At 36.7% G+C, this 20,272-nt stretch carries 17 protein-coding genes, 1 other RNA gene and 2 pseudogenes; 12 read left to right on the forward strand and 8 right to left on the reverse strand.

Annotated elements, in window-relative coordinates; all coding sequences use genetic code 11:
• Positions 1 to 69: 69 nt before the first annotated feature.
• The 6 genes from MCS_RS03700 (at position 70) to MCS_RS08650 (ending at position 3,461) form a co-directional block, all read left to right on the forward strand.
• The gene (locus MCS_RS03700; protein WP_004855799.1) at positions 70 to 996 is read left to right on the forward strand and encodes a D-2-hydroxyacid dehydrogenase family protein; all 927 of its coding nucleotides are present in this window, start codon (positions 70 to 72) and stop codon (positions 994 to 996) included.
• A gap of 388 nt (positions 997 to 1,384) precedes the next feature.
• Positions 1,385 to 1,933, forward strand: a complete 549-nt coding sequence (locus MCS_RS08825; protein ID WP_004855801.1) for an MFS transporter — start codon at positions 1,385 to 1,387, stop codon at positions 1,931 to 1,933.
• Positions 1,930 to 2,433: an MFS transporter gene (locus tag MCS_RS08830; protein WP_004855802.1), complete on the forward strand. Its 504-nt coding sequence runs from the start codon at positions 1,930 to 1,932 to the stop codon at positions 2,431 to 2,433. Before MCS_RS08825 ends, MCS_RS08830 begins: the two co-directional genes overlap by 4 nt.
• Before the next feature lie 27 nt (positions 2,434 to 2,460).
• A complete protein-coding gene (locus MCS_RS08835; RefSeq protein WP_004855804.1) occupies positions 2,461 to 2,583 on the forward strand; it encodes a hypothetical protein in 123 nt (40 codons plus the stop codon).
• Positions 2,584 to 2,633: 50 nt separating this feature from the next.
• The gene (locus MCS_RS08645) at positions 2,634 to 3,026 is read left to right on the forward strand and encodes a hypothetical protein (protein WP_244596009.1); all 393 of its coding nucleotides are present in this window, start codon (positions 2,634 to 2,636) and stop codon (positions 3,024 to 3,026) included.
• Between the two features lie 21 nt (positions 3,027 to 3,047).
• The gene (locus MCS_RS08650; RefSeq protein ID WP_244596011.1) at positions 3,048 to 3,461 is read left to right on the forward strand and encodes a TauD/TfdA family dioxygenase; all 414 of its coding nucleotides are present in this window, start codon (positions 3,048 to 3,050) and stop codon (positions 3,459 to 3,461) included.
• 670 nt (positions 3,462 to 4,131) lie between these two features.
• Here the strand turns inward: MCS_RS08650 and MCS_RS03715 are convergent.
• Positions 4,132 to 5,931, reverse strand: coding sequence for an acetolactate synthase 3 large subunit (locus MCS_RS03715; protein ID WP_004855808.1), 1,800 nt, complete (start codon positions 5,929 to 5,931; stop codon positions 4,132 to 4,134).
• A 249-nt stretch (positions 5,932 to 6,180) separates the two neighbouring features.
• Positions 6,181 to 7,056, reverse strand: a complete 876-nt coding sequence (gene miaA, locus MCS_RS03720; protein ID WP_004855811.1) for a tRNA (adenosine(37)-N6)-dimethylallyltransferase MiaA — start codon at positions 7,054 to 7,056, stop codon at positions 6,181 to 6,183.
• A gap of 868 nt (positions 7,057 to 7,924) precedes the next feature.
• On the opposite strand from miaA, the pseudogene MCS_RS08655 reads away from it, so the two are divergent.
• Positions 7,925 to 8,241 (forward strand): annotated as a pseudogene (locus MCS_RS08655) (tyrosine-type recombinase/integrase); the annotation flags it as partial.
• A 172-nt stretch (positions 8,242 to 8,413) separates the two neighbouring features.
• Here the strand turns inward: MCS_RS08655 and MCS_RS03725 are convergent.
• The 5 genes from MCS_RS03725 to MCS_RS03745 form a co-directional block, all read right to left on the reverse strand.
• Positions 8,414 to 9,937, reverse strand: coding sequence for a Do family serine endopeptidase (locus MCS_RS03725; RefSeq protein ID WP_004855814.1), 1,524 nt, complete (start codon positions 9,935 to 9,937; stop codon positions 8,414 to 8,416).
• Between the two features lie 142 nt (positions 9,938 to 10,079).
• Positions 10,080 to 11,015, reverse strand: coding sequence for a protease modulator HflC (hflC, locus tag MCS_RS03730; protein WP_004855815.1), 936 nt, complete (start codon positions 11,013 to 11,015; stop codon positions 10,080 to 10,082).
• 2 nt (positions 11,016 to 11,017) lie between these two features.
• Positions 11,018 to 12,163 carry an FtsH protease activity modulator HflK gene (gene hflK / locus MCS_RS03735; protein WP_004855818.1) on the reverse strand — a complete coding sequence of 382 codons (1,146 nt, stop codon included), beginning with the start codon at positions 12,161 to 12,163 and terminating at the stop codon, positions 11,018 to 11,020.
• Positions 12,164 to 12,265: 102 nt separating this feature from the next.
• Positions 12,266 to 12,775 carry a dihydrofolate reductase gene (locus MCS_RS03740; protein ID WP_004855820.1) on the reverse strand — a complete coding sequence of 170 codons (510 nt, stop codon included), beginning with the start codon at positions 12,773 to 12,775 and terminating at the stop codon, positions 12,266 to 12,268.
• A complete protein-coding gene (locus tag MCS_RS03745; protein WP_004855821.1) occupies positions 12,772 to 13,566 on the reverse strand; it encodes a thymidylate synthase in 795 nt (264 codons plus the stop codon). The genes MCS_RS03740 and MCS_RS03745 overlap by 4 nt, the downstream gene beginning before the upstream one ends.
• Positions 13,567 to 13,759: 193 nt before the next feature.
• Here MCS_RS03745 and MCS_RS03750 point away from each other — a divergent pair, with 193 nt between their 5' ends.
• The 3 genes and pseudogenes from MCS_RS03750 to MCS_RS03760 all read left to right on the forward strand — a co-directional run bounded on the left by MCS_RS03750 (position 13,760) and on the right by MCS_RS03760 (position 18,714).
• A complete protein-coding gene (locus tag MCS_RS03750) occupies positions 13,760 to 15,067 on the forward strand; it encodes an MFS family transporter (RefSeq protein ID WP_004855822.1) in 1,308 nt (435 codons plus the stop codon).
• 606 nt (positions 15,068 to 15,673) lie between these two features.
• Entirely contained in the window at positions 15,674 to 16,984 is a 1,311-nt protein-coding gene (locus tag MCS_RS03755) for an MFS family transporter (protein ID WP_004855824.1), read from the forward strand.
• 425 nt (positions 16,985 to 17,409) lie between these two features.
• A pseudogene (locus tag MCS_RS03760) lies at positions 17,410 to 18,714 on the forward strand (MFS family transporter).
• Between the two features lie 78 nt (positions 18,715 to 18,792).
• On the opposite strand, the gene MCS_RS03765 reads toward MCS_RS03760, so the two are convergent.
• Positions 18,793 to 19,098: a DUF2853 family protein gene (locus MCS_RS03765; RefSeq protein ID WP_004855830.1), complete on the reverse strand. Its 306-nt coding sequence runs from the start codon at positions 19,096 to 19,098 to the stop codon at positions 18,793 to 18,795.
• A gap of 96 nt (positions 19,099 to 19,194) precedes the next feature.
• On the opposite strand from MCS_RS03765, the gene ssrA reads away from it, so the two are divergent.
• Positions 19,195 to 19,551: a transfer-messenger RNA gene (gene ssrA, locus MCS_RS08085) on the forward strand.
• Positions 19,552 to 19,721: 170 nt separating this feature from the next.
• Positions 19,722 to 20,270: an SspB family protein gene (locus MCS_RS03770; RefSeq protein ID WP_004855831.1), complete on the forward strand. Its 549-nt coding sequence runs from the start codon at positions 19,722 to 19,724 to the stop codon at positions 20,268 to 20,270.
• Positions 20,271 to 20,272 lie beyond the last annotated feature (2 nt).

Consider the following 20,272-nt stretch of genomic DNA (forward strand, 5'->3'; position numbering starts at 1 on the left):
TTGCTTTTTGGTTGTTTTAAAAATGAAATAATGAGCTCAAATATTGATGAATGAAACGGGAGATTTAAATTGAAAATATTAATTCCAGATGACTATCAAAAAGCCACCCTAACATTACAGTCTATTACAAAATTAATGAAATCGCATGAAGTGCTTGTTATAAATAATTTAGCTAAAGAATGTGATTTAGAAGATAAGCTCAAAGAGATAGATATTCTTATCTTAATCAGAGAGCGGACTATAGTTGATAGAAATCTTCTCCTGAAACTGCCAAATTTAAAATTAATCTGCCAAACAGGACCTATAGGTTCACATATTGATATAGAAGCTTGTAGAGACTTAGGAATTGAAATATTAGAGGGTGGTGGAGATCCAACTTCTGCTGCTGAATTTGCCTGGCTCTTAATTATGTCTGCGCGTAGAAAACTCTGTAAATCTGTGTCTGATATGAAAAAAGGACGATGGCAAACAACATTTGGCAACCAAATGAAAGGGGCTACTCTTGGAATATTCGGGTTTGGACGTATTGGTAAAATGGTTGCTCAATATGCTCAAGCTTTTGGCATGTCCATTTTGGTTTATGGGAGCGAGCGTTCAACGCAAGAAGCAAAAAATTTAGGTTATCATTTTACGCATTCAAAAGATGAATTTTTTACACGTCCTGACATTATATCCGTACATTTACGTTTAAGCGATAAAACCAGAGAAATCATTCAATTAGATGATCTATTGAGCATGAAACCTCATGCTATTTTTGTCAACACAGCGCGTTCAGCTTTGGTTGAAAAAGGGGCGATAGAAAAAATACTAAGTTTGGAAAATTCAACTTACTTTGCACTGGATGTTTATGACAGCGAGCCAGTATATGAGAGCAAATTATTGCAATCAGATAGAGTTCTTTGCACACCGCATCTGGGCTATGTGACTGAAGAAAGCTTTGAGAATTATATTGAAAAAGCTTGCCAAAATATAGCTTCTTTTATGAAGAACGCTTAATGCCGGCTGAACCAATGTTTGTAAAATTTATCTTATATCGCTAGCGTATCAAATTTGCACTACACATAATAGCTTATTTCCTTAAATTAAGCATATTCCTTAGCTTTCATATTAATACCAATCGTATTGACAGATTTTTATGTAATCAGCATAAAATACCTAATTTATTGTTGCAAGCATTATTAAAAAAAGACCACTTTATTGGAATACACTTTAATTGGAGGGGCATAGTGAGCAATAATAAATTTATAGAAAAAAATTATTATAAATGGATTGTATTGCTTGTTGCCACTATCGCTCAAGCATCAGCCTGCTTCTTTGTTCAAGGGATTGGTCCTTTAGCTGAATTTTTAAGAAGGATTTCTCGCTTAGTGACTCTCAGATAGGTTTGCTGTCTTCAGCAGCGCAGTTCCTACCTATTATTGGGTTACTTGTAGCTGGCGAATTACTAGACAAGTTTAACGAGCGCTATATTGTTGGAGTTGGCGCGGTCGGCGTTTCTGTCGCTCTTTTGTTGGGAGCAATTGCAGAAAATTATATTGCTCTTTTGGTCTGTTTGCTAATTGTAGGGGGATTTTATAGTTCTGCTCAACCCGGTGGCGCTAAATCTGTTTCTTCATGGTTTCCACAATCGCAACGCGGATTTGCAATGGGAATAAGGCAAGCGGGACTACCATTAGGTGGGGCATTAGCTGGGATAGTTCTTCCTGCTAGTGCGCTTGTCTATGGCATACAAGGTGCGTTTTTGGTCGGTACCATAATTTCTTTTTTAGGTGGATGTATATTTATTATTTTTTATCACTCCCCAGCAAAAGTTGTAGCTATCGTTCCAAAAAGCAAGGCAAGAATTTCGTTCTATGCAAATGTAAGATCTCGTTTTGCGATGTTGGCTGAGCCGCATATGAAGAATATTATTTTTCAGGCGTTTCACTTGTGATCGTTCAATATGTTTTAACCATTTTTATAAGTATTTATTTTTATAGAATCTATCACCTGTCTTTAGATAAAAATGCTTATTTGTTTTTTGTTTCACAGGCTTCTGGTGCCTTAGGAAGAATTATTTTAGCAGCGTGGAGTGATCATTGTAGAAAAGGACGATTTTTTCCTGTCTTGTTTTGCATGATTGCAGTCGTTTTTGGATTTTTAATATTAATTTTGGGCATGAGTGGATCCATAATTTATTTAACTATTTTATCTGCTTGGTTAGGTTTTTTTGGAATGGGATGGTATGGCCCTTGGGTTGCTTATATTGTAGACTCTTCGCCGAAAGAAAGCGTTGGCTTTTCTCTGGGGTTAGCAATGTCTGTCAATCAAATCGCAATTGTTACTGCTCCACCATTATTTGGATTAATACAAGATTTTACAGACACTTATTTACTAACATGGCTGATTTTAATTTTAATTATTGTTTTTTCACTTTTCTTAATAAAAAAGTAGGGAAATATAATTGGGGAGGAAATTATAATGATAAATGAAAATACTTTTGAGTTGAGCAATGTCGAAAGAGACAAACTTTGGGAGGCTTTAGATCATGTTATTTATGATCCATACGGTGGTATTGAATATTCGGTTGAGCTAAAAAAATAGCATTTTCGCTGCTACCATATAGAATATCGACAATTCTTATGAATCAAAAGGTGTCTATTACCCCTAGACCATTTTTAATCTTTGAAAACCTTCCAATTGATAGACAAATTAATACGTCACCTAATCATTATAATTTAGATGCGTCTTGTAAAAGTGGCCATATTAGCGAAAATTTAATTATGATGTTTTCTTTATTGATCGGAGAGCCTTATTCAATTAAATTTGAAGGCGAACATATAGTAAATAACCTAGTTCCTTTAGAGGATAATAAAAAAGATTATACAGGATTAGGATCTGAAGTTGAGTTAGATTTTCATATAGAAAATGCTGCACTAAAATTTATAACTGGTTTAAATTTATCTCCTAAAGGGATACTTTTATCTGGTGTTTGCAATGATGTTGATGGCCCGTTAATGAGAATATCTGATGCATGTCTAGCTTGAAAACTTTTAAGTGAAGAGGATTTGAGTAGCTTAAGGGATAATTTATATATAATTAATGTTCCCTATAGATGGAGAAAAAATGGGGTAACCTCTACAAGTAAAGTGCCCCTCGTTCAAGGGGACGGTGAATTCCCAGATATCAGCGCTGTTTTTTATCCGGGCATGTTAGAACCACAGTCAAAAAAAGCCAAGGACGCTTTAGATCATTTTTATGAAGCTATAAAGGCTGTATCTTTTGGAATTGATGTACAACCAGGAAGATTATTATACATTGATAACAGAATGGCTCTACACTGTAGAGATAAATTTTCTGGATCATTTGATCTTTATGAAAACCCAATGCGGTGGATTCAAAGAGTGTTTGTGTCTGCAGATTTATGGAATCATAGATATGTAGAACAAATAAAAGAAAGAGTATTTGATTTTCAATGTTAATGTACTGATAATGATATGATTTAAGTATTATTCTGGTTTATATATTGACTACACATCTCATATGTATAGATTTCTCCCGCATAATCAGGTGAGGTTACTACCTGATTATAAGCTATGGTGGCCTATTGATTTTCTACGGCTGCATTTGATCTTTGTTATTTTTTCCCTTCCTTTCAAGCCGCTAGGGAGATTCTCTTATCGAGCCCTTGAAAGAGCGATTTGGAGCAATTTCATAATGCAAAACCAGAACATAATAACAAACTTTTCTATTGTTTTATAGGCATGACGGTTTGCATGGTTGCACCCTTCAAGCACGGTGGCTTTTTTTCTTGCACGATGGAATCTTTCATATATGAGACAACATAATTAATTTACAACAGATAATTCAATGTATTATCTAAAGAATGCAACGAAATAGCTATTAATGTGAACATATGAATTTAAAAAACAAACATCGCATACAAATAAATTCAAACATAATTGGGCACACGACTTATAACATTTTTTTAGATGAACAAATAATAATATACCCCATGTCTTTAAACAAAGAATGAAAATCATAAAATGAGCTCTAAGGATAATAGGAACTCTCCACAAAGAAGAGAAAGAGATGAAGCCTCCAAAGACTTCATCATCACCATTCTTCAACTATTTTGTTAATATATTCATTTTATACAAGAATCTTTCCCTCGGAAGAAACAGCATTTGCAACAGCTTCCTCGCTTGCCTCATCGGGTAATAACATCTCATTATGGGCACATCCCGATGGGATCATAGGAAAACAGTTTTCTAAATGATAAACACGACAATCGAAAAGAACAGGCTTATCACTGTTAATCATCTGCTGAATTTTATCATCAAGTTCATCTGGTTTTGAACAATGAATCCCTACGGCTCCATAAGCTTGTGCCAATTTCACAAAATCAGGCATAGATTCGGTATAAGAATGAGAAAGACGATTACCATGCAGCAATTGCTGCCACTGACGGACCATCCCCATATACTGATTATTTAAAATAAAAATTTTCACTGGTGTATCATGCTGAATTGCTGTTGCAAGTTCTTGAATATTCATCTGAATGGAGGCATCACCAGAAATACACACAACAAGCGCATCAGGATGAGCTATTTGAACACCTATAGCCGCCGGAAGACCATACCCCATCGTTCCAAGACCACCAGAAGTCATCCAATGTTTTGGTTCATCAAAATGATAATACTGTGCTGCCCACATCTGATGCTGTCCCACATCCGTTGTGATATAAGCATTCGCATCTTTGGTCAGTGCATAAAGCCGTTCAAGAGCATATTGTGGCATGATAACATCTTTTTTTTCCATATATGCCAATGAATTACGAGCTCTCCAGCGGTTAATCTGCGTCCACCACGCCTCACGGACTTCACTGTTGAACGCTGGTTGCTGTATCTTTAAGAGTTGCGTCATATCTCCTAAAATACAAGCTACATCACCAATAAGTGGCACTTTCACTTTTACGATCTTATTAATAGAAGAAGGGTCAATATCAATATGTATAATACGCGCATGAGGCGCAAATGCATCCAGTCGCCCAGTGATACGATCATCAAAGCGCGCACCAACAGCCAACATAACATCACAATCATGCATGGCCATATTAGCTTCATAGGTTCCATGCATCCCAAGCATTCCAAGCCAATTTTTGCCAGAAGCGGGATAAGCACCAAGCCCCATGAGTGTTGACGTAATTGGAAAATCACCCAGTTGAACTAAATCGCGCAAAAGCTTTACAGCTTCAGGGCCTGATGAAATAACACCACCACCAGAATAAATAACAGGACGCTTTGCTTCTACTAAAAGAGAAACAGCACATTCGATAGCCTTAGTATTCCCCTTCGATTGCGGATAAGAACGCAGAGATGCCAAAACTTGAGGAGCTCTATAAACACCTGAAGCAAATTGCACATCTTTAGGAATATCAATCAAAACCGGCCCTGGACGTCCTGATTGAGCAATAAAAAAAGCTTCATGAATGATTTCCGCAAGATCATCCACATTTTCAACCAAACAATTATATTTAGTACAGGGCTTTGTAATACCAACTGTATCAGCTTCTTGAAAGCCATTTGTTCCAATGATCGTTGTCGCTACCTGACCAGAAAAACAAACAAGAGGTATAGAATCCATAAGTGCATCTTGCAAAGGTGTAACAGCATTCGTTGCGCCTGGACCAGAAGTCACAAGCATAACACCTACCTTTCCAGTACTGCGTGCATAACCTTCAGCAGCATGCCCTGCAGCTTGTTCATGGCGCACCAAAATATGCTGGAGTGTATCTTGGTGATAGAGAATATCAAAAATAGGAAGAACAGCCCCACCAGGATAACCGAAAAGATGTTTAACTCCTTGATCAATAAGAGCTTGGACCACTATTTCAGCCCCCGACATTATTTTTCCGTCTGCACTCTCTTTTGTCCTTGGATGGTCTGTCATTTTTCCCACTCGCCTATTTTTCAGTCAATAAAAAAAGCCCCCGAAGGAGCCCATTACACACAAAAACATATATCGTATGTTCACCCCCCTATTTTGATATAAGTTTATAATAGAAGAAAACTTCCTGAAAGATTGATTTTAATTCTATCAGTGCTATTCGTCAATCAAAAATTATCTTATATTCCTAAAGACTTCTCATTTACAACAATCTTGTTTTTTCTAAATTGTTTTTCAGATTCTACAGTTCTTTTATAAAGAAACGTGCATCCATTTTTCATCAAACTGATGACGAAACCATGTCATCTGCCTTTTCGCATATCTCCTTGTTTGTATTTTCACTGTTTCAAGAGCAGTATCAAAACTTATAGCTCCATCCAAATACGCCACAAACTCAGGCATACCAATAGCCTTCATCGCTGGTAATAAAGGAGAAAGCATCAACTTCTTCATGGCAACAACCTCTTCTAAAGCTCCCATTTCAAGCATAAAGTCTAACCGCTTATGAATACGTTCGTAAAGCTGTTGCCGTGGTGGCATAAGAAGGATTTTTTCTACACAATCTGGTGAAATAAGAGGAAAAGTTTTTTTCTTCTGCCACCAACTGAGCATCTTACCAGTTGCATCATAAACTTCCAAAGCACGTACAATACGCTGACCATCTTGTGAAGAAATTTTTTCAGCAAGAACAGCATCGATTTGTAATAACTGAAGATAAAGGCTTTCAGCACCTTCTTTATCAAGTCTAAATCGCCATTTTTGCCGCACAACATCTGGAATATGAGGAATTTCTGCAATTCCTTCTAAAAGAGCTCGAAAATAAAGTCCTGTTCCACCAACAAAAATAAGTGATTTTGTTGAAAAGCTATTTAAAAGCCTCTTAACATCACACAACCATTGCCCTACTGAATAATGCAAACTAGGATTCACATAACCGTAGAGATAATGTGGAACAACGGCAATATCAGCATCTGTTGGTCGCGCCGTTAAGATATGCAAAACATTATAAATCTGCATAGAATCAGTATTAATGATGATAGCATTTTTTTCTTGAGCCATTTGTAATGCAAGTGTGGATTTTCCACTCGCAGTAGGTCCAGCTATCAATGTAATCGTCCTCTGTGTCACAAATAAAAAACCTTTAATCCACCAATCAACAATTTATTGTAACAAACATGAATAACTTCAAAGAAAAAATACACGCAGAACCTCTATACTGAAAGAAGAAAAATGAACACAATAACAATGCAAAAAGCTCTAAAAACATTCATTTCTTGCTATCATCCTTCAAGAAAAGGCAGAAACTTTTTCATTATTTTGTGAGAATATAAAAAATCTCTCAATGAAACCATTATTAACAAATACACTCTGTACAATCGTAAAAAATAATGCTTAACTTAGCCTACAAAATCAAACATTTTTATCTTTTATATCAATATAGATGGCTATTTTTCTTTATAGTATACATCTTTCTTCCCATGATGCATTCCATATTCCTTGCAACGGTTTTTTCTATCAACTACAAAACAAAATGCAAAAAATACCAATAAATGACTGGTTTTCCTCATAAAAATTTTTCTCTCATTATCATCTTGAAAGATCCCAAAAGTAAATGATTATTTTTCGCATACTTTAAGAATGATCATAAAGGCATAAATGATGAAATACATATTCAAAAATATTAATCTATCATGATAAAAACTCATACAAGGTAATTTAGTTGACGTGTTTGATCTTTTTTTCCTTTTATTAAATATGAAATTGTTAAAGCATCTGCTTCATTATCGTCCTTAAGTGTATATCCTTTAATGCACACTGTCTTCATCAATCTACTTTCAAAGCATTCAAAATCACTGCGTATTTTCTTACTTCTTAAAGAACCTGATAAATTATTAAATTTGCCCAAGAATAAACATTACGGAGCTTTACCTTCTAAGATGTAAAGTTGCTATATTAAAATCATGCCTCTTATTTTATAAAAAAATCATGCGCCACAGTAAAATTATATGGGGGATGTGCGGTGGGTGTGCGTATTGGCTGGAAAGACGCAAAAGATAATATCATTCATCTCAAGACAAAAAAATAAATTCCAAACGGATGTCTTTCTTCTTATTTTACCAAAATGAGCAGAAATTCTTAAAAATACTCCTACTGACGATGAAATATTCATTTGTGGTAAAATTTGAACACATATTTTAAAAGCATAGAACCAAACTGGCATTTAAAAATCAGCCACATGGATTAAAAAAATTAGCAGCAACACATATAGAAAATTCAAGAGCAACAGTATCACAATCGAAAACACTTTTTGGTTAGAGAAATGACAATATGACATCTCTTTGACATAAGAAGTGTTGATCGTAAAAACTTGCCCTTACATTAATAAGAAACTCCCAAAAATTAGGAGTAATAATCAGAAAAATATTGCAGAATCAATAATCAGAAAATCTCTTACAAATACGACAAACTATTAGTTCAATTAGCATTAACTACCATCCATTGGAATCGTAACAACTCGCAACTTTCCATCTGGATGCGCAACAATGAATAAAGCATTTTTGCGTCCAGCTTCACGTAATTTATGAAAACGTTTTTTCACCTCATCAATTGTCGTAACAGCACTTTGATTGATATCAACAATCACGTCACCAATGCGAATACGCTTTTTATCCGCCATGCTATTCTGTGCAACAGATGTCACAACCAATCCCCGAAGCTTGTCAGTAATGGAATATCGCTGACGCAAATCATCTGTAAGTTCAGATAACGTCATACCCATAAATTGCATTGTTGCATTTTTTGATACAGCACCACTTTCCTTATCATCAGATTCTTCTTCTGTATTTTCATTTACATCTGTTTCAACCAAACGCCCTAGTTTAACTTTTACTGCTTTTTCTTTTCCATTGCGCAAGACTGTAATATCCACTACTTTTCCTGCTGGACTTTCTGCTACTAAACGCGGCAAATCACGAGCATTCTTAATTTGGAATTTACCAAAATAAAGAATGATATCTCCAACCTGTAGCTGACTATTATCTACCTCAGCATGTTCTATTTTTCCCGCAACTAATGCTCCCATCGCATTGTCTAATTTTAAACTTTTTGCAATATCCTCTGTCACTGGTTGAATATGAATAGCCAACCAACCACGCCTAATTTCTCCAAAATCACGTAATTGATTGATAACAGAAAGAGCCATATCCGATGGTATAGCAAAACCAATACCAATCGACCCCCCAGAAGGTGAAATAATCGCTGTATTAATCCCGATCACCTCACCCTTTCTATCAAATAACGGACCTCCAGAATTGCCTCGGTTAATCGCAGCATCTGTCTGAATAAAATTATCATAAGGACCAGCATTGAGATCACGATTACGTGCAGAAACAATACCAACTGTTACACTTCCACCAAAACCATAAGGATTACCGATAGCCATAACCCAATCACCAATGCGTACCCTTTCTGAATCACCAAAACGCACGGCTTTTAATTTTTTATATCCTGCATCCACTTGCAGCAGTGCCAAATCAGTTTTGCTATCCTTTCCAAGCAATTTTGCTTTCAGTTTTGTCCCATCGGTGAAATTAACCTCAATATCATCAGCATCAACGATAACATGGTAATTTGTAACGATAAGCCCCTTTTGTGCATCAATGACAAAACCGGAACCTAAAGAACGCACCTTTTGAAATTGGCTCCCTTTTTGACCATCTTTTGGTGTAAAAAAATCACTAAAATATTCTTGTAGCAATGAATCCTCTGAAATAACAGGGACAGAAGTGTTTTCATCCTGTTCGTTCCCATCAACTGTCTGTGTTGTGGAAATATTTACAACTGTCTCCAAAAGCTTAGAAGCTAGATCTGGAATGGAAAGGAGTGTATTTTCTGAAGCCCCCCCCCAAGACCAACTGCTTGGTCCTAGCAGACACAAAACCATACACACAGCAATTTTCACGGTAAAGCGCTTCATAAAAGTATTTTTACCCATAATATTCTTACCCATGTGTCTTTGACAATGTTGCAAAGAACAGCAAAATTTATCTATGAGAATCGGTATAGTGGAATATTATACCACCTTCATCAGGAAGAAAACGGCTACAGCTTACACCTCCTCATGAGTTCATAACCACACTCTATGATTTCACTTACTCTGCCATAAATTTTGGACCAGTCTTATTGATACTATTATTCATCGCAGGTGGAAATTTTTTATTTACTTGCAACGGATGACGGAAATAGAAAAAGAAGTCCTCATTTGGTGAAATCACCATAGGAATGCGTTCCAAATTTTTGTATTGTTCCATTGCCAACCAAAAATCGTAAAAGGAGGGATTAATTTCTCTTGCATTCAGTAAAATACGAATACTTTCAGCTTGACCTTCACCACGAGTAATTTCAGCATCACGCTTTGCAGCTGCTACGATTTCTTCATATTCACGATTAGCTTCTGCTATAATACGATCGCGTTCCTGCTGACCACGAGCACGAATATTTTCTGCAGCAGCCTCACGTTCAGCTGCCATTTGCCTATAAACATCTTCTGAAACAGCATCGGTCAAATCGGTTTTGCGAATACGTACATCAATAATAGTAATACCTAATGAACCAGCATCCACTGAAAACTGTCGCTGAACTTCAGCCATCATCGCTCCCCGTTCATCCGATAAAGCTGCTTTAAATTCTCGCTTACCATAAACGGCACGCAAAGCATCAATAAAACGCGGTGCGAGATTTTCACGCGCAGCAATTTGCGGCCGCCCTGAGGCAATGCGCTGTAAAAACAACTTAGGATCTGTAATACGATAAATAAAGAACGCATCTACTTCATAATAAGCACCACCACGAACTTGCACAGATTGTGTAGGAACATCATAACGTAACAACCGGTTATCTATAACAACCATCTTATCCAAAAAAGGAACCTTAAAATAAATACCAGGATTAGGTTCTACTTTCACAATTTGCCCAAAGCGCTTAATTGCTACTTGCTGACGAGGATAGACAATAAAAATAGCCATCCAAAAGGTCATCAGTATAACAATGATAACACTAAAAATAAACCAGAACCGAGATTGCTGCATAACTAGCGTCCTCCAGAAATGTTAGTATCTAATAATGGTGCAGAACGCTTTGATGTCGTCTTCATTTTTTCTGATGTATGACTACGCAACAACTCGTTCAAGGGTAAATAAGGCACCACTGGAGAATTTGCTTGATCAAAAACCAACTTATTTGGCGAAGAAAGAATACGCCCCATTGTCTCCATATAGAGACGATAACGGGACGCTTCTGGTGATATTGCAGCCTCGCGTGCTATAGCCTGAAAACGCTCAGCACGCCCTGTTGCTTCTTCAACTGTTTGTGCCTTTTCACCCTTTGCAATTTCCCGTGTACGGGAAGCCTCACCATTTGCTAAACCAATTTTAGTAAAACGTACACGATTTCCCTCTTCAATCATTCGCCCACGTTCCTGCTCTGCCTGCTGAACAGAATTAAATGCAGCGGCAACTTTCGTAGGGGGAGCAGCCTCACTAATCGATACACGACTTATTTCAACACCAAGCTGATATTTATCTACAGTCAACTGGATAATCTTTCTGACATCATCAGCAACTTCTTCTTTCTTATCGCGTAAGACATCATCAACTGGACGAGAGCCAATAACTTCACGCATTGCACTCTCAGCAACCTGACGTACTGTGCCTTCCTGATCATTTACATTAAATAAAAATTGCCCTGGACGCGCAATCCGATAGTAAACAGAAAAATTAACATTAACAATATTCTGATCACTTGAAAGCATCAAGCCTTCGCTTTGTTGTTTTTGACCAGACTGCCCACCAATTGCGATTGTTTTTTCTGTTAAAGGCAATTTCATATAGGTTTCTATTGGCCAAAAATGAAAATGCAAACCATCGCCAATAATCCCCGCTTTAGGGATACCAAAACGCAACTCCACTGCTTGTTCATTCTGCTGCACGATATAAAAAGACTGATACAATAAAAAAAACACTGCAAGCAGAAGTGACAGAATAACAAGACCACCCCCACCAAATTGTTTAAACTGATCCTGCCCTTTTCGCAAAATATCATCAATGTTGTGGTGATTACTACCACCGTTATTGCCACCAGAACTGAAAATATTCTTAGTCGGAGTTTTCTTGTCACCACCAATTTTATTTCTATCACCACCCCATGGGCTATTGCCATTTTGATTTGTCCAGGGCATCGTCACCTCTTTTCTAACTGAATACTATTCACTTGATTTTCTAAGAAGTCTTTTCTCTGATTATGATATATTTAACAAACTCCTTTCACTAATAATAAACGATTATTCTCGTTCATAAACTACAAAGCGTGTAGGATGACTGTCTTTATCTCCTTCTGGGATATATTGTGTTTGCACAATAGTCCACTTTTCTTTATCAAAAACAGGAAAAAAACTATCGCCTTCAATGGAAGCTAAGACTTCTGTAAGAAATATTTTGTCAGCAATGCTCAATCCTTGTTGAAAAATTTCACCACCGCCAATAATGAAAACTGCATCCGCACCATTTTGAAAGGCCACCTTTTTTGCAATAGAGCAAGCCTGAGATAAAGAATGAGCGACAACAGCACCTTCAGCTGTAAAAGCATGATTACGGGTAATAACAATATTTGTACGCCCTGGTAAAGGACGACCAAGAGATTCCCAAGTTTTTCGTCCCATAATAACAGGTTTAGCGAAAGTTAAAGCCTTAAAGCGCTGCAAATCTGTCGCGAGGTGCCAAGGCATTGCCCCCTCACGACCAATAACACCATTTTCTGCAACAGCAGCAATCAAATAAATTGGAAAACTCATATTGCTACCGGTGCCTTGATATGTGACTGTGCTTCATAATTAAGTAATTCAAAATCCTCAAATTTAAAAGAAAAAAGATCTTTTACCGCAGAATTTATAAGCATCAACGGTAAAGTATTTGGTGTACGAGACAACTGACATTTCGCCTGCTCAAAATGATTGGAATAAAGGTGAGCATCACCAAGAGTATGAATAAATTCGCCTATTTTCAGCCCACTCACCTGCGCAATCATCATTGTTAACAATGCATAAGAAGCAATATTGAATGGAACACCCAAGAAAATATCTGCTGAACGCTGATAAAGCTGACAAGATAACGTACCATCAGCAACGTAAAATTGAAAAAAACAATGACAAGGAGGTAAAGCCATTTCCTTTATCAATGCAGGATTCCACGCGGACACAATCAAACGACGAGAGTCAGGCGTTTCTTTAATCATAGTCAAAAGATCACTTATTTGATCAATAGGATGCCCTCCAGGATTTGGCCAAGAACGCCATTGATAGCCATAAATAGGACCAAGGTTCCCTTTCTCATCAGCCCACTCATCCCAAATTGATACACCACGTTCCTTCAACCATCCCACATTTGTATCACCTCTAAGAAACCATAACAGCTCATAAATAATCGAACGTAAATGCAATTTCTTCGTTGTCAACAATGGAAATCCGGCTTGCAAATCAAATCGCATCTGATATCCAAAAACTGATCGCGTCCCAACACCGGTACGATCCATACGATCAATGCCGTTATTTAAAACATGCGATAAAAGATCAAGATAGATTTTCATATAAATATTATGGTTGATTCTTAACGTTACAGGAAATAAAAACTTCAAAATTTATAAAAATACAATTCAAAAAATCCTCCTCCTAAACATCTTTTATAGGAAATCATTATTATACGATTGCATTTTGATGAATCAAATCGTAAATAAATTTTAAAAGAAACAAGTTAGGTATAATCATAAAAGGGATAAATTTATGGAGAATGAACCAACTTTAGCACCACATGATACAAGAAAACGTATCTGGGCTATCGTGTCCAGTGCATCAGGTAATCTAGTAGAATGGTATGACTTTTATGTTTATTCCTTTACATCCATTTACTTTGCATCACAATTTTTTCCCTCAGAAGGCAATGTCGTTACGCAACTTTTAATGGCTGCTGGTGTCTTTGCTATTGGTTTTCTTATGCGCCCAATCGGCGGATGGCTTTTTGGCTTCATTGCCGATCGTTACGGACGCAAACGCTCAATGCTTATCTCTGTTTTTATGATGTGTGGTGGTTCGTTCTTAATCGCCCTACTCCCTACCTATGAAACCATTGGAGTAGCAGCGGGAATTCTTTTACTTTTGCTCAGAATGCTTCAGGGGCTTTCTGTCGGTGGTGAATATGGTACAACAGCAACTTATATGAGCGAAATCGCCCTCAAAAATCGCCGAGGATTTTTTAGCTCTTTCCAATACACCACACTGATTGGTGGTCAACTTCTAGCTAGTCTTGTTATATTCATTTTAGCACTTTATCTCACTGAAGATCAGCTAAAAGCATGGGGCTGGCGTATTCCATTTGCCATTGGTGGACTAGGAGCAATTGTTGCGGTTTATCTACGCCGCACGCTCCATGAGACAACGACCAAAGAAAGTCGTTCTAGTGCACAAGCTGGTAGTATTAGAGGACTTCTAAGCAACCACCGAAAAGCTTTTTTTCTAGTTATCGGCTTTACCGCTGGAGGATCACTCACATTCTACACCTATACGACTTACATGCAGAAATATCTGATTACAACCACCGGCTTTGATAAACATACAGCCACAACTGTTATGACTGCTGCGCTCTTTGTTTTCATGTTACTTCAACCTGCATTTGGTTTTATGGCTGATAAAATTGGAACAAGAACTTCACTCCTTATTTGGAGTGTCCTATCTATTATCTTTACCATTCCTGGACTTAATGTGATTGGTAGTACTGATAGTACATGGATTGCTTTATCAGTCATTATTGGAATGCTCTGCATTATGAGCTTTTATACATCCATCTCTGGCATTGTAAAATCAGAAATGTTTCCCGCTTCAGTGCGGGCAATGGGAGTTGGACTCTCTTATGCTATTGCCAACGCACTGTTTGGCGGTTCTGCTGAATATGTCGCGCTTGGATTAAAAGATCTTGGATATGAATCTGTCTTCTATTTTTATATAACCGGCATGATGATTATTGCATTCATTTCTGTTCTCTTAATGCCCGATGCCCGGAAAGAGGGTTATCTTCAAGGTGATAGTATCCATTAAATTTTCTAAACTAAATCAAGAATCCCGATTTTTCGGGCTTCTTGATTATGATAATACTGTAAAATAAATATTTACAATCTATTATAGACACGCCTTTCATATCATAAACATCTCTCGTATCATAAAGGAGCGATATCCTCTTCTTTGATATGAACCATGATGAATAAATTATCCCATGTTATGACCGTATATTTTTCATGATAGTAATAAATCCATTATACTTAGCTTGAAAAACATCAGATCTGTTTTAATTAAGGTCCTCTTTTCTTTATCAAAAATAAGCAAAACATCGTTTCCTTATTTGTCTAATAATGGAAATTAAACCGCATCTATTATCACCAATCAATCCTCTCTCAACACCCCTTTCTAATCTGAATGATCAATGACACCGTTAAAGATACAATAAAAATCAAAACATACCTTCCTATAAATATGAGCACCGTTTTTGTTCTATGACAAAAATAAAAACTGCAAACATCATGGAAATAAGCCGCTTCACCCCTCCCTTTTTTAAAGAAACATCGCAATATGATTGAATTTTTATGGCTTAAACTATAAACAACTTTAAAGAGAAGAAAAGTTATAAATCTAAAAGGGGAATACTTCATGAATAATCAAACAACTTTAGATCCACATGATACAAGGAAACGTATTTTTGCTATCATATCCAGTGCATCAGGAAATCTGGTAGAATGGTACGATTTTTATGCTTACTCCTTTGCATCGGTTTATTTTGCATCACAATTTTTTCCTGAAGATGAAGATATCGTTACACAACTGTTAAAAACTGCAGGAATCTTTTTTATTGGCTTTCTTATGCGTCCAATTGGAGCATGGCTCTTTGGATTCATTGCGGATCGTTATGGACGTAAACGCTCAATGCTTATTTCTGTTTTTATGATGTGTGGTGGCTCTTTTCTCATTGCCATACTTCCTACTTATAAAACCTTGGGAATAACAGCAGCATTTCTCCTCCTTTTAGTCCGCATGTTTCAAGGACTTTCCGTTGGCGGTGAATATGGTACAGCAGCAACTTATATGAGCGAAGTTGCACCCAAAAATCGCCGTGGGCTCTTTGCTTCTTTTCAATATGCAACAACGATCACAGGTCAACTTCTCGCAAGTTTTATAATATTTATTTTATCCCTTTACCTTACTGAAGATCAGTTAAAAGCGTGGGGCTGGCGTATTCCTTTTGTCATTGGTGGTTTTGGAGCAATTGTTGCAATTTATCTGCGTAGTTTTCTCCATGAAACAACAACCCGCAAAAGCCGCTCTGAACAACATTCTGGTAGTCTTAGAGAACTTTTTCGCAATCATAAAAAAGCTTTCTTTTTGATTGTTGGCTTTACAGCTGGTGGATCACTCACATTTTATACATACACCACTTATATGCAAAAATATCTGATCACAACCACGGGCTTTGATAAACAAACCGCAACAACGATAATGACTGCCGCCCTCTTTATTTTTGTGCTACTCCAACCCGTTTTTGGTTCCATAGCCGATAAAATTGGAGCAAGAGCTTCACTCATTAGTTGGAGTACCTTATCCATTATCTGCACCATTCCTGTACTTAAAATGATTGGGAATTCCCATAATGCATGGGCAGCATTCTTAATCATCATTGGAATACTCTGTATTATGAGTTTTTATACGTCCATTGCTGGTATCATAAAAGCAGAATTGTTCCCAGCCTCAATCCGCGCAATTGGTGTTGGATTTGCTTTTGCCATTGGGAATGCACTATTTGGCGGTTCTGCTGAATATGTAGCGCTCGGATTAAAAAATATGGGATACGAATCTGTTTTCTTTTTTTACATAGTTGGTATGATGGTCATTGCTTTTATCGCGATTCTCCTTATGCCAGATATAAATAAAGGAGGATATCTCGATAAAGAAAACCAGAATTATTAAACTTTCTACAGATAAAAAAGCCCAAAAATTGGGCTTTTTTATAATGGATGCATAAACATTTAGCTTTCAACAAAAGTATAAAATCATACAATTTGTACACAAACTATAAATATCATCTCTGAATTTTTGAAACGGTTATTTTAAAACTCTCCTCATTAAAATCCAAGACATCTTAGGCCTATTTTTCAATGCATTCTGTAAGTCTTTGAAAGCCGATGTGATCAGTACAACTCTTTCCCCAATTATAAAAATAATACCTTTAACGTACAGAAATATAAAGTAAAGAAAGGTGTTCTAAGAAGCTTTTATGAAGAATTACCATGATACAATTGGATTTTGGTAATAAAAACCTAAATTGTAATTATAGGGAGCGTAAAAAATTTAAAATAAAAAATAAATTACAAAAACAAAAAGGGGATAACTCAATGAAAAATGCAACAGCTTTAACCCCAGATGATACTAAAAAACGTATTTTTGCTATCATATCCAGTGCATCAGGAAATCTCGTAGAATGGTATGATTTTTATGTTTATTCATTTACATCTATTTACTTTGCATCACAATTCTTCCCTTCAAATGGCGATATCGTTACACAACTGTTAAAAACTGCAGGAATCTTTTTTATTGGCTTTCTTATGCGTCCAATTGGTGGTTGGCTTTTTGGATTTATTGCTGATCGCTATGGACGTAAACGCTCAATGCTCATTTCTATTTTTATGATGTGTGGCGGCTCTTTTATCATTGCCATACTTCCCACCTACGAAACTATTGGAGTAACAGCAGCAGTTCTTCTTCTTTTAGTCAGAATGATGCAAGGCCTTTCAGCGGGTGGTGAATATGGTACAGCAGCAACTTATATGAGTGAAGTTGCCCTTAAAAATCATCGCGGTCTTTTTGCCTCTTTCCAATCTGCTACACTTATTACGGGTCAACTTCTTGCCAGTTTTATTATATTTATTTTGGCACTATACCTCACTGAAGATCAGTTAAAAACGTGGGGTTGGCGTATTCCTTTCGCGATTGGTGGACTAGGAGCAATAATTGCAATTTATCTCTGTCGCTCACTCCATGAAACAACAACAAAAGAAAGCCGCTCTAAAAAACATACTGGTAGTCTTAAGGAACTCCTCACAAAACACAGAAAAGCCTTTTTGGCAATTGCTTGCTTTGCATCTGGAGGATCTCTTACATTTTATACTTGTACAACTTATATGCAAAAATATCTGATCACAACCACCGGATTTGACAAACACACAGCTACAACAATAATGACTGTTGCGCTCTTTGTGTTCATACTATTTCAACCCCTTTTTGGTTTCCTAGCCGATAAAATTGGAACAAAAACTCTGCTCATCATTTAGAGTATCCTCTCAGCTCTCTTTACATTTCCTGGACTGATATTGATCGGGAACACACATAATACATGGGTTGCTCTATCGGTCATTATTGGACTGCTTTGTATTATGAGTATGTATACATCCATCTCTGGTGTCGTAAAATCAGCCATGTTCCCCGCTTCAGTACGAGCGCTAGGTGTTAGTTTTTCCCACGCTATTGGCAATGCAATATTTGGTGGTTCTGCTGAATATGTAGCACTTGGATTAAAAAATATAGGACACGAATCTCTCTTTTACTTTTACATAACTGCTGTAATAATTATGGCATTCATAGCGCTTCTCTTTGTACCGGATATGAGCAAAGGAGGATATCTTCAAAATGAGATTCATTAAACTGTCTATATAAAAATAAAAAAGCCCAAAAATGGGCTTTTTTATAATGGATGCATAAACATGCAGCTTTAATAATATTTAAATTTTATGAAGCGCATTTAATTGTCTAGCAACCAAATAATAAAAAGTCATACGACTTTTTCTCCGATCTTCAGACATCATATCTGCAACTTTTGCAACAGCTATTTTAGCACTTTTTTCATCAGCATCTAATACATCCTGAACCCATTTTTCAACACGTTCTAATTCTTTTGGATCTGACGTAGCAACTAATGATGCATCTCGCTGTTTCATCACCAAAGCTAAACGGTGACTGAGCCGTTCTATTGCTGCTTCATCAGGATTTGGATCATATAATTTAATATCTGCTAGATCATTTGTCATTTTGCGACATCTCCTCTCCAAAAATTGGCAGCTGTATTCTACAACTGCACCATATAGCCTCTAAATAATTAGAGGATTTAAAATATTAACAACCCCCCCCTTTTCGAAAGACTGTTCTTCATCTATATTTAAAGAGCTGGTTTATCAGCTATGGTAATAAATGGACGGTGAAATAAACCTATTGGACCCGGGGGCGGTACCCGGCGCCTCCACCAAAGTATGATTTCTTTTGATCATATTTTGGTGGGGGCGAAATAGGATCGACAAGGGTGTAAAGATCGCTCTTTTACTCGGCATTGTACCACCGTTATCGGGCTAAATGAGTAGTTGCAAATGACAACTATGCGGAAGCACGTCTCGCCGCTTAAGGTGGTGTGAATGCTTCAAATTAAGTCTTAAGCCGTCGCAGGTTTAAGCGGGGTTTGGAGGCACCTGGCAACAGAAGCCTTCACTTTTATAAATATTATTTAATTGATTTTCAGACATAATTTATCATAAAATTTCATACTTTTTTGATTAATTTAAGTGCATTGTAACTAAAATATTGCTAGCTTAAAAAAGCATTTCATTGCACAATATTATGCATATTCATCTGCTACGTGAAACAAGAGGAAAAAACTTCGATGGTTCAAGATCAAATCCGCTACGATATCCTCGTTCAGGAGGCGCTCCGTGGAGTTATCCGTAAAGTTTTATCAGAGGTTGCCAAAGCAGGTCTTCCAGGAAATCACCATTTTTTTATTACTTTTTTGACAAATGCACCAGGAATTAAAATCTCTACTCGGCTTAAAAGTCGTTATCCAGAGCAAATGACAATAGTTTTGCAACATCAATTTAGAGATTTAAGCGTATCAGAAACAGCTTTTGAAGTAACTCTCTCATTTAAAGAAGTTACCGAAAAGTTGGTAATTCCTTTCACGTCAATCCAGGTATTCTATGATCCTGTAGCTGCATTTGAAGCTGCATTTGACCTTCCCTCAAATCTCACCTCTAGAGAAAGTGAAAATTCAGAGAATACTTCATCAAGCACACCTCTTATCCTGTCAGAAAAACATAAAAAAGAAAAAACGCTCACAAAAGAACAAGATCTTAGTAGCAAGAAGGAGTCCTCAAACAATGATAGTAAACAAAGTGCCGATGTTGTTTCTTTAGATTCTTTCCGAAAAAAATAAAT

The organism is Bartonella doshiae NCTC 12862 = ATCC 700133 (assembly GCF_000278155.1).
Lineage (GTDB): Bacteria > Pseudomonadota > Alphaproteobacteria > Rhizobiales > Rhizobiaceae > Bartonella > Bartonella doshiae.

Excerpts from the sequence above, each read along its gene's own strand:
- hflK (WP_004855818.1), bottom strand. The coding sequence starts at position 12,163 with ATGCCCTGGACAAATCAAAATGGCAATAGCCCATGGGGTGGTGATAGA.
- MCS_RS03765 (WP_004855830.1), bottom strand. The coding sequence starts at position 19,098 with ATGACAAATGATCTAGCAGATATTAAATTATATGATCCAAATCCTGAT.
- MCS_RS03770 (WP_004855831.1), top strand. The coding sequence starts at position 19,722 with ATGGTTCAAGATCAAATCCGCTACGATATCCTCGTTCAGGAGGCGCTC.
- MCS_RS03740 (WP_004855820.1), bottom strand. The coding sequence starts at position 12,775 with ATGAGTTTTCCAATTTATTTGATTGCTGCTGTTGCAGAAAATGGTGTT.
- MCS_RS03715 (WP_004855808.1), bottom strand. The coding sequence starts at position 5,931 with ATGACAGACCATCCAAGGACAAAAGAGAGTGCAGACGGAAAAATAATG.
- MCS_RS03755 (WP_004855824.1), top strand. The coding sequence starts at position 15,674 with ATGAATAATCAAACAACTTTAGATCCACATGATACAAGGAAACGTATT.
- MCS_RS03750 (WP_004855822.1), top strand. The coding sequence starts at position 13,760 with ATGGAGAATGAACCAACTTTAGCACCACATGATACAAGAAAACGTATC.
- MCS_RS03745 (WP_004855821.1), bottom strand. The coding sequence starts at position 13,566 with ATGAAAATCTATCTTGATCTTTTATCGCATGTTTTAAATAACGGCATT.
- MCS_RS08835 (WP_004855804.1), top strand. The coding sequence starts at position 2,461 with ATGATAAATGAAAATACTTTTGAGTTGAGCAATGTCGAAAGAGACAAA.
- hflC (WP_004855815.1), bottom strand. The coding sequence starts at position 11,015 with ATGCAGCAATCTCGGTTCTGGTTTATTTTTAGTGTTATCATTGTTATA.
- MCS_RS03725 (WP_004855814.1), bottom strand. The coding sequence starts at position 9,937 with ATGGGTAAGAATATTATGGGTAAAAATACTTTTATGAAGCGCTTTACC.